Source organism: Streptomyces aureocirculatus (assembly GCF_000720475.1).
GTDB classification, from domain to species: Bacteria; Actinomycetota; Actinomycetes; order Streptomycetales; family Streptomycetaceae; genus Streptomyces; species Streptomyces aureocirculatus.
The window spans coordinates 196686-211198 of the sequence record NZ_JOAP01000020.1 but is presented as its reverse complement, the minus strand read 5'-3'; the positions used below and the strand labels follow the sequence as shown (position 1 = coordinate 211198).

The window sequence follows — 14513 nt, the reverse complement described above, 5'->3', positions numbered from 1 at the left end:
CCGGATGGATCCCCCGGTTTCTGCTACCGGTCCACAGCCAGAAGCCGGACTCCCAGGTCGTGGCGGCTCCGTGAAGATCCTCTACGTCCGGCTTGACGTACCACCGCTTGGCCGTCTTGACATTCTTGTGCCCGGCCCGTCGCGCGCGGATGTGGTCCGGCACACCGCGGTTGGCCAGGTAGGTGAGGCACGCCGCGCGTGCGAGGTAGAGCCGGTGCGCGACGGCCGCGAAGCGGCTGACCGAGTCGAGGGCCCGCAAGCCACCGGCCGCGCCGGCACCGCAAGCACCGCGGCAAGGGACGCAACAGCTTCTCCTGGCAGGGCCACCGCGACCTCGTCGTCCGCGCTCACCTCCAGCTCAAACCCCCCATCTCACCATCATCCACCTGCCGTCCTACGCACCGGAGCTGAGAGGGCGTTAAGTCCGTTTCTGGTAGCGGCCTCGTCCGGGTAGGCGGTGCCTTGATCGTGAGGACCGGACCGGACCAGGATCGGATATTCGGTGTTCTGCCCGCCCCATGAGGACACAAGATGGTGCGCATGACTTTGGCCACCCCCATACTGCACACCGCACGCCTGCGACTGCGCCCCTTCACCGACGCCGACGCGGACCCCCTCTTCGCGCTGCACAGCAGCACCTACGTGATGCGCTACTGGGACTCCCCGCCGTGGACCGAACATGCCCGCGCCGACCGCTTCATCGCGATGTGCCGGAAGATCGCGGACGAAGGCACCGGGGCACGGGTGGCCATCGACCGTGCTTCTGACGGTGCCTTCGTCGGCTGGTGCGGTCTGACCGAATGGGACCCGGACTACCGCAGCGCGTCGTTGGGTTACTGCCTCGACGATGCGATGTGGGGCCACGGCTACGCGACAGAGGCCGCGCACGCCTTGCTGCAGTGGGCGTTCGACACACTGGACCTGAATCGAGTCCAGGCCGAGGCCGATACGCGCAACGAGGCATCCGCCCGGGTGCTGGAGAAGATCGGATTCGTGCGTGAAGGGACGTTGCGCGAAGACTGCGTCGTGAACGGCGAGGTATCCGACTCGTGGGTGTTCGGTTTGCTCAGACGAGAATGGCGGCCGTCGGCCGTGCCGATTCCAGCCCGCTAAGAGGTCGTTAAGTCTGTTTCTTGGTAGTGGCCTCGTCCGGGTTGGGTGAGGAAGCCTTGGCGGGTGAGGCGTCCGAGGCGGCTGCGGCCGGTGCGAGTTCGGCGATGACCTTCCGGGTGGTGGCCAGGTCCGCGAGTCGCGCCTCGGTCTCGGTCTCGGCCCCGGCCCCGGCCCCGGCGGCAGTCAAGTGCTCGATCTGGTCGCGTAGTTCATCGGCTCGGGCCGTGGTCTCGTCGTGCTGGGCCTGGAGGTCCGCCAGGAGCTCGACGACGTTCACATGGCCAGCCCCAGGGTGTCGCGCCAGGTGGGGGCGGGTGCGGTGAGGCGGCGTGCCATGTTCGCGATCGAGGCCCAGTAGACACGCGAGGCGGAGGTGTCGGGCCGGTGGTCGCCAAGCCGGTGATGAGCGAGGTCGAGAGCGCTAGGCGCTGCGCCCCCTCCCCCTACCCCTACCCGGCTACTTCGTGCTGGTTTTCCTGGCCGGCGACGGAACAGCCGGTTCGCCCTGGATGTCGGCGGCGAACTTCTCGGCGGCGGCCTCGGCGGCGATATCGCTCAGGTCTTCGTTGATCTCATGGGCGACTCGCTTGGCGTCCACCGCCAATTTCACGGAACCCTTGACTGTTCCGCGGATCAACTTCTTCATGAGAGGCGCGGAAGCAGCTCCGAGCAGGAATACAGGAAGTACAGGGAGCATAATCTGTGCAGCCCTTTCTGTTGAAATACCGATCTCCGAAGAGGTCCCCTGGAAATACAGCCTATCGGCTAAAGTCGCCGACGCCCCGCGAGGATCGGGATGTTCACCCCATCGGGTGCACCTCCATTCTATTGATCTTTCTCTGCCTACCCGAGAACTAATATGCACTGTGACCGCACCATAAACACCGCGCTGCACATCGGCAATGAGCCAGGAGTTAACCGTGAAAAATGATGCGCCGACCGAGAAGCCCGTAACCGAAGATGCCTCGGTGGGACGTGTCCTGTATTCCGCCGAGGTACGTGAGAACGCCGGGAAATTCACCCTCGTCATCAACGATCACCAGCGCGGCAACGTCGAGGTGCGCGTGGTTCCGAAACGGGCCGTCCAGAAGCTCCCTTTCTATCTCTCGATGCTGAGTGACAAGCTGCGGTAGCACACAGCACCGCATACAAGTGTGTGGGAACCATGAAATCCCCCTCCGAGCCGCCGGGCCGGGCCGGGCACCATTGGAAGGTGTCCTGCCCGGCCATTCGCCGTGCCGGTCGGAACAGGGACGGCGGTCATGCCCTCCGCTGTGCCACAAGGGGCGCCGTCGGGCGGGTTCCGGTGAGCAGGGAGTGAGCCAGAACGCTGTACAGCGTGTCATTCGGGCCATCGGCGATACGCAGTCCCCGGATGTCTCTCAAGCGCTTCTCATTGGGTGTGCACCGGGTGTAACCCTCGCTGCCGTGCAGTTGGAGGGCGACGTCGACGGCACGGTAGGCGGCGTCCGTCGCCAGTGCCTTGGCGGCGGAGCAGGCCGCGACGTCCATCTGGCCGCCGTCCTGATCGCATCGCTCCAGGAGGGAGAAGCACCAGGCGGTCGCCGCCTGGGTTTCGGCCGCCGCGGTGCCGAGTCGGGCGACGACGGAGGGAATCGTTGCCAGTGACGTCCGGCCGACTGTGCGGTGGCGGGCGCGGTTCATCGTCTCCTCGATGGCGGCGGTCGCCGCCCCGAGGCAGACGAGCGCCATCATGACGCGCCATCCGGAGAAGTGGTTGTCGAAGATCCGCCGACCGTCACCCGGTGCACCGAGCAGGAACTGCTTCCCGATCCGCACCCGATCGAAGTGGAGATGCCCCATGCTCCAGCCCTGCAGCCCGAGCGGTGTGGTGGTGTCGGTCACGACTCCGGCGCTGTCCGCCGGCAACCACAGGGCGGACAGCGGCACCTCGCGGAGCCAGGTGCCGCCGGTGTCCGGGACGGCTGCCTGCGCCGGCTCGACGATCTTGCAGAAGACGACGAACCCCGTAGCCTCCTGCACCCGACTGATCAATCCTTTGGTCCCGGAGAGCAACAGATGGTCTCCATGGTCGACCGCGACTGTACGCAGACCGCGCAGATCCGACCCCGAATGCGGTTCGCTCGACGCGACGCCCGCCAGTTCACCGCGCTCCACCACGCGAGTGCGGACCGCATCCCTGACGGCGGGCGTCCCGTACCTCAGAGCCATGGCCCCGTGCGCCGTGCTGAAGATCTCCCGTGCGTCGCAGTCACGTCGTCCGGCCAGGAACATCGCCAGCCCCTGAGCCACACGTCCCAGGGCCGGGGGGACGGAAGCGGTCAGCACCCTGCCTCTCGCACGGGCGTGTCCGTGCCCTGGTCCTCCTTCGCCACGCTTCAGGTCGAAGCCCGTGAGCCCGGCATGCGCGGCCTGTTTCCGAAGCTCGAGCCAAGGTGGCTGAGCCGTCTGCTCGGCGACGGGACCAGGAAGGTGAGTGTCGAGGAAGTCGTTGACGTGAGAGGCGAATCCTTCCAAGGCAGGATGGCGATGCAGAACTGCGCGGGTCTCTGAGAGGTGCACGTACGGCCTCCTGGACGCTTGAGGGCGAGCGGGGTGTCCGCGTGAGCTCGTGATCGGCTCGCCGATCGTTCATGGAGCCGGAGGAGCTCGGTCCCCGGACGGTCGTTGTCGGTGCCTCGGTCAGGCGGGTGATCGCGGTGCGGGCACTGGGTGCGCGCCGGTTGCGGCAGCCGACGGCCTCATGCGGTGCTGTCCATGTCCACGGCCTTCACGAGGCTGCGTGGCCTCATGTCGGTCCACGCCCTGTCGACGTAGTCGAGGCACGCCTGTCGTGTGTCGTCGGGGTGGGCGACGGTCCAGCCGTCCGGTACGTCGGCGAAGACAGGCCACAACGAGTGCTGTCCCTCATCGTTGACAAGCACCGTGAACCGCGCCTCGTCGTCGTCGAACGGGTTGTTGCCTTGCGTCATGTGAGTCCTCCGGGGCATCGGCGCTACCCCGATACGGTCGGGGCACGGGGGGTGTGAAGGGGCGGTTCGGAAGGGCCGGACCGGCGGAGGAAGGCTGCACTGATCCATCCGCGTCCGCTTTCGGCCAGGTCGGGTTCTGTAGCGGCCTCTCCCCCGCCGTCCGACACCCGCAACGGATACAGGTCTTGTCGGAGGCGGTTGGGCAGGCCATGGCTAGCCCTTTCGGGGCCGCGGTGCCACGACGGTACCGAGGGCACGGCCGTTCTGCGCCCGTCCGTTTTCCGCTCGGGCGCGCGCGAGCCCCGACTCGCCGGCCTGCAGCTTCCACAGCGTGGTGTAGGTACCGCCACGCGTCACCAGTTCCTTGTGGGTTCCCCGCTCGGTGATCTGTCCCCCGGACCCCATGACGTAGATCTGGTCGGCGCCCTGGACCGTGGACAGCCGGTGGGCGATGACGACCATCGTGCGGTCTCTGCCGAATACCTGGAGGGCTTGCTGAATGACGGCCTCGGTCTCGTTGTCCACGGCCGAGGTGGCCTCGTCGAGAATGATGATCGGCGGGTCGCGCAGGATGGTGCGGGCCAGCGCGATGCGCTGCTTCTGCCCGCCCGACAACGAGGCGCCGCGCTCGCCGACCCGGGTGGCATAGCCCTTGGGCAGGGCCTCGATGAAGGCATCCGCGCCGGCTGTGCGGGCGGCCTCCATCAGTTGCTCCTCCGAGGCGTCGAAGGTGCCGTAGCGGATGTTGTCCGCGATCGTCGCGTCGAAGAGGAACGGCTCCTGGGTGACGTATCCGATCGCGCGGCGCAGGTCCGGCAGGGCGAGCGTGCGCACGTCGACACCGTCGAGCAGCACCTGTCCACGGTCGGGATGGTGGAAGCGCATGAGCAGTTTGGCGACGGTGGTCTTGCCCGCGCCGCTGGCACCGACGAGAGCAGTGGTCTGCCCAGAAGAGATGAACAGAGAGGTCCCGCACAGCGCCGGTGCTCGACCGGGGTAGGAGAAGGTCACCTTCCGCAGTTCGACTTCGCCCTTGACCTGCTGGATGGGAACTTCGTCCCCTTCCGAGACGGGCTCCACGGGAAGTTCGTGCAGGCGTTCCACGCGTTCGAGTGCGGTGATGGTGCGCTGGTACTGGTCGGCGGTGCTGCCCAGCCGGGACAGCCGTAGCAGGGCGATGCCCGGCATCTCCACCAGCGGCCCGAATGCCGCGGTCGGCAGGGTGCCGCGCAGGACGGCCCGGCCGCCGAGGTACACCGTGCCCACCAGGGCCGAGCCACCGGCCAGCCGGAGGATCTGAGGCGGAATGGCCGCGTTGCGTCCGGTGACGTGGTTGGTCTCGCTGCACTGCCGGTTCAGCTCCGCGATGCGTTCGATCTCGTGCTCTTCCGTCACCGCGGACTTGATGGTGGCGTGGGCGTTGAGGTTCTCCGTCACCCGGCTGTTCAGCCGCGCCCGGTGTTCGTCCGAGGTGGCGTGGCTGGCGACCGCGCGTTCGTGGAAGCGGAAGGAGAGCCAGGCAACCAGCGGGACAGGCGCGAAGGCGATCCAGGCGATCTGGGGAGCGAGCAGCAGGAACATCGGGATCAGGAGTCCGACGCTGGTTCCCATCTGGACGACGTCGTGCATGCCCGACCGGATGAACTCTCCGAGTTGGCCGATGTCTTCGGACAGCACGGCGTTGACCCGGCTGACGCGCTCGTTCTCCAGGTCCGCGGGGGCCACGCGCTGGACGTGCTCGTACGTGCGGGTACGCCAGTCGTCTTCCACATCCTGTGCCAGTTGGCGCCAGACCACGCTGGCGCCGTAGCCGAAGGCGGTCATGGCGAGGCAGGCCGCCCCGGCCACGCCGACCAGAAGCGACAACTGGGCCAGGACACCGGTCACGCCGAGTCCGGCCAGGGTGCTGCTCCCGCCCTTGGCGAGCAGCAGCACGATCGACGGGCTGAGGGCGAACAGCGCCATCTCACCCAGTTGCGCCAGTCCGGACAGCAGCGCTGCCAGGCGGAATCTGCCCTTGTTACGGGTGCCGATGATGCGTCTCAGGGCGTGGCGTCGCGGGCCGGTGGCCTCCGAGTGTTCCTGTGCGCGTTCGGACTTGCGCCATGACCTGCGGACTACGGCTCCCGTGGTCACGGCGGACAGGGTGAGAGTGAGGAGGGGACGACTGAGGATCTTCAGCAGGAACGGCCCGCCGGCGATGCTCGCGGCGACCGCGCCTCCGACAGCGAGCGCCTTCGGCAGCCAGCGTCCGGTGCTCCGCTCACGCGTGCGGCCAGCGGTACCGACCGGGCGGCGGGTGGTGGCACCGTTCACCGTAGGGCGGTTGAGGACACCGCGGTCCAGCATCTCCGCGGCGGAGGCGCACACGGCCGTCCAGGCCCGGTCTACGGTCTGCCGCAGCAGTCGGGCCGCTTCCTGGGCGCCGAGCGTGTGGTCGTGCCGCAGCAGGACGCGCCCCGTAACCGGACTGGCGTGAGCGTCCTGGACACCGGTGGCCCGGCGCAGCGACATCTCGGTCAAGTGGGCCAGGGCCGGTCTGCCACGGAGGAGGCCGACGTCCCAACGTTGGCGGCCGGCGACGACGGAACGCGGCCGTATGGTCGGTCTTGCACGGGTGTGGTGGGCTCCTGGGGGAGCTGTGGGGGGATTGTCGAGTGGAGCCATCGCTTCGATCACTGGTTCCTGACGGTCATACCGCTGACGGCACATGTTGCTACCGGTGGAGCAGTCGCCCCTGGGGTGCCTATCGACATGGGTTACCTCCTCTCGCCTTCGACGAAGTCCCAGTAGCTGCGGATAGCGGCGTCGTCGATGTCCGGCACCGGAACGCCCAACTCCCTCAGTCGAGCGAGAGTCCTGCTGTTGTCGAATTCCAGCGACGGTCGGTTCGGCTCCGCTTTCCTGGCGTGCTCCTCCAGGTACGCCTGGTAGGGGAGGATCGGCAGCTCCTTGCCCTGTTCCGTCGCACGGCGCAGGCGCTGCAACCACGCGGTGAGCGGAAGCGCTTCCGACCGGGTTCCGTGCTTTCGGTCGTAACCGGCCATGAAGGCACCCGGTCCGGTCCTGTGCGGATGGTGCAGGTGGTGCACTCGGCCGGCTTCGTCACCGTTGCGCAGCGTGTCGACGACGGCGCGGGCGAGAACGTCGACAGGGAACAGCGTCTCGTGCAGCTCCTCGTCCTCCGGGTAGCAGCCGAGCGTCGCGCAACTGGTGAGCAGCCGGGAGAACATGTCGTTCAGGCCGACCGCACCCGTCGAGGTGTGGGCCCAGATGCGGCCCAGACGGTAGATGCCGCCACTGGCTCCCTGGCCGAAGGACCGCTGCACCATGCGTTCGGCCACCCACTTGCTCGCCGCGTATCCCTTGCCGAGCGAATGCTGTTCGTCGTCGATCCGTGCGTCTTCCGTCACGGTCCGGGAATTCGTGCCGGGCCGGAACACGGCGAGAGTCGACAGGTGGTGGAAAGCCTTCGGCTGTCCGTCGGCCGCCAGCTTCAGCAGGCTCCGGGTGCCTTCCACATTGACGGGTTTCAGCCGGGCGTACGGTGACAGATGGTGGACGTGGGCGCCGCTGTGGACAATGGTGTCGATTGTGTCGCGCAACCGGTTCAAGTCGGCCTGATCCAGACCCAGATCGGTGTCGGCCAGATCACCCCGCACGATGTGCAGCCGGGGGTCGCTCAGCGCTCTCTCGACGCCGTAGGTTGCCAGGACATCGGACAGGCGCTCGCGGGCGTGAGCGTCGGTCCGGGCGCGGACGAGACAGTGCACGCCGGCCGATGTCCGATCCATCAGCTCCGCCAGGAGGAAGGCACCGACGAATCCCGTGGCTCCGGTCAACAGCACCTCTCGGGGACCACCGGCGGATCGTGGGGAGGCGGAGAAGCGCAGCGAAGGACTGAGCGCCGCTTCCGCGTCGGTCACATGGGCCGACTCGGCATGGGGGTCGGCCGTGCGCAGTCGCCGGGCGAGCCGTGCCGGTGTCGGAGCCTCCAGGAGGGCCGACAGGCCGAAGGGTGCGTCCAGAACCTCGCTGATACGGCTCGCCAGGCGCGTGGCGAGCAGGGAGTGACCGCCCAGTGCGAAGAAGTCGTCGTCGACGCCGACCGAGGGCACGTCCAGCACTTCGGCGAACAGCCCGCACAGCGCCCGCTCCTCACGGGTGCGCGCGGCTCTGCCGCTTCCCGCCATCGCGCCGAAGTCCGGTGCGGGCAGGGCGTGCCGATCGAGTTTCCCGTTGGCGTTCAGCGGCAGAGCCGTGAGCGTCGTGAACGCGGACGGCACCATGTAGGAGGGGACGCGTTCCTGGAGGAAGCACCGGGCCTCGGCAAGGTCGATCGCGGCGTCGGTGGCGGGCACCAGGTAGGCGGCCAGCCGAGTGCCCCCCTTGTGGCCGGTGTGGGTGACGACGGCGGCTTGCCCGATCCGGGGGTGGGTGGACAGGACGGTTTCGATCTCACCGGGCTCGACGCGGTGGCCACGTACCTTGACCTGGTCGTCCGCCCGCCCGGCGAAGACGAGTTGTCCGTCGGGTCGCCGACGGGCCAGGTCTCCGGTGCGGTACATCCTGGTGCCGGGCGGGCCGTACGGGTCGGCCACGAAGCTCGCGGCGGTCGCTCCCGGACGGCGCAGATAGCCACGCGCCAGGCCGGTGCCCGCCACGTACAGCTCACCGGTCACTCCGGACGGCACCGGTCGCAGTGCGGCGTCCAGAACGTAGGCACGGGTACCGGGCACCGGGTGGCCGAGGACGGGGCCGTCGGTCTCTGCCAGCGACGCCTGTACGGCGTCCACGGTGCACTCGGTCGGCCCGTACATGTTGTAGGACGACAGCCCGTCGGTGCTCCGCAGTTCCCGCCAGAGCCGGTCCGGCAGTTCCTCGCCGCCGAGCACGGCCACGCCGGGGCGCCAGCCCGGGTGCTCGAACAGCCCCTGGTCCAGCAGGACCCGCATGTGCGAGGGCGTGGCGTCGACCGTGTCGATCCGGTGTTCCGCCAGCCAGGCCACGAGACGGTGGGCGTCTCGCCAGGTGGCGGCATCGGGTACGTGCAGTTCGTGTCCGGCCGTCAGGGCGGCGAGCTGGCCCCATGATGCGTCGAAGGACACCGATGCGGTGAGGGCCACCCGCAGCCGCCGGCCACCCTGGCCCGCGGCCGCGGGCCCGAACACCCACGCCTGGTACCGGGCCGCGATGTTGGCCACGCCTGCGTGGCGTGCCACGACACCCTTGGGGGTGCCGGTGGAACCGGAGGTGTAGATGACGTAGGCGGGGTGTTCGGGCGACGGGCCGGTCACCGGGTCCGTGTCCGGCCGGCCCCGCAGTTCGGTCACGGTCTCCACCTCGTCGAGCCGCAGGAGCGGAGCAGGCGTGCCGAGACCGGCGGTGGAGGCGTCCGCTAGCAGCAGCGCGGGCTTTGCGTCCTGGATCATGGTGACGAGACGTGGGGTCGGGTACTCCGGGTCCAGGGGCAGGTAGGCCGCTCCTGCCTTGAGCACCGCGAGGATCGCCACGACGAGGTCGGGCGACCGTGGCAGGGCGAGGGCGACGATGTCCTCCACTCCGATGCCACGGGCGATCAGGGCGTGCGCGAGTCGGTTCGCCCGGGTGTTCACTTGGGCGTAGGTGAGAACGGTGCCGTTGCCGGCGACGGCGACCGCGTCGGGCGCACGATGCGTCTGGGCACGGAAAAGATCCGGAATGGTCTCGGTCGCCGGCTCGGCCACGCCTGCCCCATCGGCGCCCGCGAGGAGGTGGCGTCGTTCGTCCTCGGTGAGCACGTCGATTCCGCTGATCGGCACGGACGGGTCCCGCACCGCTGTTTCCAGCAACCGGATCCAGCGCGTGCCCAGGTTCTCGACCGTGGCGTGGTCGAACAGGTCGGTGGCGTAGTCGATGGTCGCTTCCAGACCTCGGCACTCGCCTGCGGCCGACCGCCGCTCGTAGACACCGATGTCCAGGTCGAATTTGGCGGTCGCGGTCGGTACGGAGATCCTGGACGTCTCCAGATCAGGCAGTCCCAGGTCCGTGGACTCGTCGGCGTCCAGGGAGAGTGCGACCTGGAAGAGCGGGTGGCGGGCGGGTGACCGCGTCGGGTTCAGCGCCTCCACCACTTGCTCGAAGGGCGCGTCCTGGTTCGCGTAGGCCGCGAGTGCGGTGCCCCTGACGCGCTCGAGCAGTTGGGTGAAGTCGGGATCGGCCGAAGTGTCAGTGCGCAGCACGAGGGTGTTGACGAAGAAGCCCACCAGGTCGTCCAGGACCTCATCGGTGCGGCCGGCGATGACGGTACCGACGGGGATGTCGGTGCCCGCTCCCAGCTTGGTCAGCAGCGCCGCCAGTCCCGCGTGCAGGACCATGTGGAGGCTTGCTCCAGACCGGCGTGCCAGCTCGGTGAGCGCGGCGTGCAGGTCCTCGTCGATCCGCAGGCGGACCCTGGCGCCGTTGTGCGAGGCGATGGCCGGCCGGGGGCGGTCGTACGGGAGCGTGAGTTCCTCGGGGAGGCCCGCCAGCGCGGTCGACCAGTGGTCCAGTTGCCGGTGGAGGAGTCCGTGGGGATCGGTTGCCTCGCCAAGCAGTTCGCGCTGCCAGCGGGCGTAGTCGGAATATCGCGCCGGCATGGCGTCCCAGCAGGGCTCGATGCCTTGCAGACGGGACGCGTACGCGGTGGCGAGGTCTCGGGCGAGCGGCGCCATGGACCAACCGTCGGCAGCGATGTGGTGGACCGTGATCGCCAGGACGTGCTCTGCGGGCGCGAGTGCGAACAGCTCCGCTCGCAGGAGGGGCTCGGACGCCAGATCGAAGGGGTGGCGGACGGCGTCGAGCAGCCGCGCGTGCAGCGCCTCCTCGTCGTCCACCACGGTGACGGGCAGGGAGATCCGCAGCTCAGAGGCGTCGATGACCCGCTGGAAGGGCGTGCCGCCCGCTTCCGCGTAGACGGTCCGTAGGCTCTCGTGCCGGGCCACGACATCCCCGAGCGCTCCTTCGAGCGCGTCCCGGTCGAGTTCGCCCGACAAGCGGTGCACCAGGGGGACGTTGTAGGTGGGGCTGGGGCCCTCGACACGGTGCAGGTACCACAAGCGCTGTTGCGCGGACGACAGCGGGGCGCGGTCCGGCCGCTCCTGCGGGACCAGCGCCGGGCGGCTCTGTTCCGCGCCGTCCAGGCGGATCGCCAGGAGGGCGACCGTGGGAGCGTCGAACAGCGTGCTCAGGTCCAGGTCCACGCCCAGCACGGCGCGGATACGGGCCACCAGGCGGATCGCGAGCAGCGAGTGCCCGCCCGCCTCGAAGAAGTTCGTGTCGAGGCCGACCTGCGAACGCCCCAGCACCTGTGCGAATAGCGCGCACAGGAGTTGTTCCCGCGGGGTGCGCGGCGCTTGCTGGTGGGCCGGTTCCGGCTCCGGGTCCGGCTCCGAGTCCGGCAGGGCGTCGCGGTTCAGCTTCCCGTTCGGCGTGCGTGGCAGCTCATCCAGCGTCGCGAAGACCGAGGGCACCATGTGGTCGGGCAGACTCGCCCGCAACCGCTCGCGCAGTTGTCGCGGTGGTGCTCCGACCTCATCCGCAACGACGTAGGCGACGAGTCGGACGTCGCCGCGCTGCCGGTCCGGACGGGCGAGTACCGCGGCCTGCGCCACACCGGGGCACGCGGTCAGCGCCGCTTCCACCTCGCCCAGCTCGATACGGAAACCGCGCACCTTGACCTGGTGGTCGGCACGGCCGACGTACTCCAGCTCTCCGTCGGGTCGCCATCGCACGACGTCACCGGTCCGGTACATCAGTGTTCCCGGCGGGCCGTACGGGTCGGCCACGAACCGGGAGGCCGTCAGCGCCGGTCGGCGCAGGTAGCCGCGTGCCAGGGACGGGCCGGCGATGTACAGCTCTCCGGTGGCCCCACTCGCCACGGGCTGTAGTGCGCTGTTCAGTACGTAGAGGCGGTTGCCGGGAATCGGCCGTCCGATCGGTGGTGGTGCGCCAGTGGGGTCGAGCGGGCGGCTCATCGCTCCCATGACCGTCGTTTCGGTGGGACCGTAGGCGTTCAGCACGCGCCGGTTGCGTGCCCACCTGTCCAGCAGTGCGGGCGGGCACGGCTCTCCGCCGACCACCAACGTCGTGATGTTGGCGTCCGAATCCGGTACCACTGCCAGTGCCGACGGCGGCACGAGCGCGTGCGTGACGCGTGTGCTGGGATCGGTGAGGGCAGAGACCGGGTCGGTGCCGGAGGGAACGAGGACGAGTGCGGCTCCGGTCAGCAGGGCGGTGCACAGCTCCCACACGGAGGCGTCGAAGCTGGGTGAGGCGAACTGCAGCACCCTGCTGTCGGGGGTGATCCTCAGCCGTTCCGCCTGCAGTGCGGTCAGGGAGGCGATACCCGTGTGGGTGACCACCACCCCCTTCGGCTGTCCCGTGGAGCCCGAGGTGTAGATCACGTACGCCGGCTGCCGGGGGTCGACGGCGATGCCGGGGTCGGTGTCCGGCTGTCCCTCCGACAGCTCGGTCACGATTCGCGGATCGTCGATCAGGAGCGCAGGCCGGGCGTCGGCCAGCATGTACTCCTTCCGTGCCACCGGGTACGCCGGGTCCACGGGCACGTAGGCCGCTCCGGCCTTGAGCACGGCGAGTACGGACACGACATGCTCGACGGTGCGCGGCAGGGCGAGGGCGACCACGTCCTCCGCTCCGATGCCCCGGGCGGCCAGGGTGTGAGCCAGCCGGTTCGCCCGTGCGTTCACCTCCGCGTACGTCAGCTTCGTGCCGTCGGCCACGACCGCGGCGGCGTCGGGTGTCCGGCGTACCTGTTCTTCGAACAGCGTCGGAACGGGGACGGCGGGCGCTCCCTCAGCGGTGGCGTCGCCGTTCCGGAGCAGGAGCCGCTGCTCGTCGGCCGACCGTACGGGGAGTCTGCCGACGGACAGATCCAGGTCGGAGTCGGCCATGTCGGCCATGTCGGCCAGGAAGTGCAGCAGGCGCTGCTGGGTGTCGACGAGTTGCGCCTCGTCGTACACGTCGGGGGCTGCGTGCAGGCGCATGTGTGGACCCGATCCGTCCCGGCGGTCCCAGACCATGATCACCATGTCTGCGCCGAGCGGGAAGGAGAGGTTGTGCGCGAGGCAGCGGTGGCCGCCGAAGGTGATGTTGTAGTCGAAGCCGATGAGGTTGACCACCGGTGAGAAGGCGGTACGGGGCCCGCGGGTCAGACCGAGGTCGCGGTGAAGGTCTTCCCCTCGGTAGCGCTGGTGCTCGACCGCTTCGCGCATCCGGGCGTCGACCTGCGCCAGGAGGTCCCGCAGCGGCATGCCGGGGTGAATGGTCAGCCGGACGGGGACACTGTTGGCGAGCATTCCCGGTGTCTCGCGGGATGCCGGTCCCACCCGGCCTGCGACGGTCAGTCCGACCACCACGTCCTCGGCACCCGTCAGGCGGTGGGTGTACAGGGCGATGGCGGCGAACACCAGGCGGAAGCGGGAGGTGCCAGCACGCGCAGCCGCCGCCTTGAGCGTCCGGGGCCGTAGCAGCGGCAGCAGATCCGTCCTCGGGACGGCTCCCGGGGGCGGGCCCTCGGAAGATCGTCGCGGGCTCGGGAGGCCGCCGGTGGCGTGGGACCCGGGCGACAAGCGGACCTGATGCGTCCATCCAGCCATCTGTCGCGTCCAGTACGCCCGGTCGTCTTCGCGGTGAGACGAGTCGGAGTAGTCCTGGTCGGCCTGGACCAGCGTCGACAGCGGACCGAACGGCGTGGGTCCTGGTTCCTTTCCCTGCGCCAGGGAGGTGTACACGTCGGCGACACGTCGTGCCACGAGGGAGTAGCCGAACGCGTCCACCGCGCCATGGTGGTACGTGTGGTACCACCACCATCGGTCCGGTGCCACCTTGAACAGCGCGAAGCTGAACAGATGGCCGCGGGACAGGGCCAGGGGACGCGCCATGTCGTCGGAGATCCACGCCCGGGCATGTGCCTCCGGGTCAGGGGCCTTGCCGCAGTCGACGAGCGGGAGCGTCCAGTACAGCTCCCGGTCCAGGACTTGTACCGGGCCGTCTGTGCCGGGCACAAGACGTACCCGCAGCGCGTCGGCCTCGGTGACGACCTGCCGCAGTGCGGCCTCGAACAGACCGGGATCGATCTCCCCGCGGATTTCCAGGTACTCCCCCAACCGCAGCGCCTGGTGTCTTTCGGGGAATTGCTGCTCGGCGAGCCAGATCTCACGCTGTCCCGCGGTCACCGGCAGGGTTTCCTGCGCCGAAGCGGCGACAGGGCCGAGGACCGGTGTGTGGCCACCACCAGGCTGGACGCGAAGCTGATGACGGGACAACAGAGAACCTCCTGTGACGCCGGAGCGCCTGTCGCGGCCGGGGCCACGGAACTTTCGGGCAGGGCGAAGCAAGGGGGCGAGTGAGGGATCGACGACGATGCGAATCAGCACCGCGCACGGCGGGAAGAGCGACTTTTCTGCG

8 protein-coding genes and 1 pseudogene are annotated in these 14513 nt (G+C 69.0%); 3 read left to right on the top strand and 6 right to left on the bottom strand.

What is annotated here, in order from left to right; genetic code table 11:
• Nucleotides 1–261: 261 nt before the first annotated feature.
• A pseudogene (locus IG78_RS52690) lies at nt 262–372 on the top strand (IS630 family transposase); the annotation flags it as partial.
• A 168-nt stretch (nt 373–540) separates the two neighbouring features.
• The gene (locus IG78_RS0120015; protein WP_037685754.1) at nt 541–1113 is read left to right on the top strand and encodes a GNAT family N-acetyltransferase; all 573 of its coding nucleotides are present in this window, start codon (nt 541–543) and stop codon (nt 1111–1113) included.
• A 7-nt stretch (nt 1114–1120) separates the two neighbouring features.
• On the opposite strand, the gene IG78_RS0120010 is transcribed toward IG78_RS0120015, so the two are convergent.
• Together IG78_RS0120010 and IG78_RS0120000 are read right to left on the bottom strand one after the other, a co-directional pair.
• Nucleotides 1121–1390 (bottom strand): hypothetical protein, encoded by a 270-nt coding sequence (locus IG78_RS0120010; protein ID WP_030565113.1) that lies wholly within the window; start codon nt 1388–1390, stop codon nt 1121–1123.
• 180 nt (nt 1391–1570) lie between these two features.
• Complete coding sequence (locus tag IG78_RS0120000; protein WP_225882121.1) at nt 1571–1759, bottom strand: DUF5132 domain-containing protein; 189 nt, start codon at nt 1757–1759, stop codon at nt 1571–1573.
• A 274-nt stretch (nt 1760–2033) separates the two neighbouring features.
• Between IG78_RS0120000 and IG78_RS49265 the strand changes: the two genes are divergently transcribed.
• Complete coding sequence (locus tag IG78_RS49265; RefSeq protein ID WP_157855818.1) at nt 2034–2246, top strand: hypothetical protein; 213 nt, start codon at nt 2034–2036, stop codon at nt 2244–2246.
• 127 nt (nt 2247–2373) lie between these two features.
• Here the strand turns inward: IG78_RS49265 and IG78_RS45980 are convergent, their stop codons facing one another.
• From IG78_RS45980 to IG78_RS0119975, 4 genes are all read right to left on the bottom strand, one after another.
• Entirely contained in the window at nt 2374–3306 is a 933-nt protein-coding gene (locus IG78_RS45980; protein ID WP_225882125.1) for an acyl-CoA dehydrogenase family protein, read from the bottom strand.
• 530 nt (nt 3307–3836) lie between these two features.
• A complete protein-coding gene (locus IG78_RS0119985) occupies nt 3837–4067 on the bottom strand; it encodes an MbtH family protein (RefSeq protein WP_030565107.1) in 231 nt (76 codons plus the stop codon).
• 213 nt (nt 4068–4280) lie between these two features.
• Nucleotides 4281–6581, bottom strand: coding sequence for an ABC transporter ATP-binding protein (locus IG78_RS0119980; protein ID WP_063760775.1), 2301 nt, complete (start codon nt 6579–6581; stop codon nt 4281–4283).
• Nucleotides 6582–6826: 245 nt separating this feature from the next.
• On the bottom strand, nt 6827–14374 hold the full coding sequence (locus IG78_RS0119975; protein WP_030565103.1) for a non-ribosomal peptide synthetase: 7548 nt from the start codon (nt 14372–14374) through the stop codon (nt 6827–6829).
• Nucleotides 14375–14513: the final 139 nt, after the last annotated feature.

Bases quoted from the DNA above. Each gene is read 5' to 3' on its own strand.
- IG78_RS0120000 (WP_225882121.1), bottom strand. From the start codon at position 1,759: ATGAAGAAGTTGATCCGCGGAACAGTCAAGGGTTCCGTGAAATTGGCG.
- IG78_RS0120015 (WP_037685754.1), top strand. From the start codon at position 541: ATGACTTTGGCCACCCCCATACTGCACACCGCACGCCTGCGACTGCGC.
- IG78_RS0119980 (WP_063760775.1), bottom strand. From the start codon at position 6,581: ATGTCGCTGCGCCGGGCCACCGGTGTCCAGGACGCTCACGCCAGTCCG.
- IG78_RS45980 (WP_225882125.1), bottom strand. From the start codon at position 3,306: ATGGCTCTGAGGTACGGGACGCCCGCCGTCAGGGATGCGGTCCGCACT.
- IG78_RS0119985 (WP_030565107.1), bottom strand. From the start codon at position 4,067: ATGACGCAAGGCAACAACCCGTTCGACGACGACGAGGCGCGGTTCACG.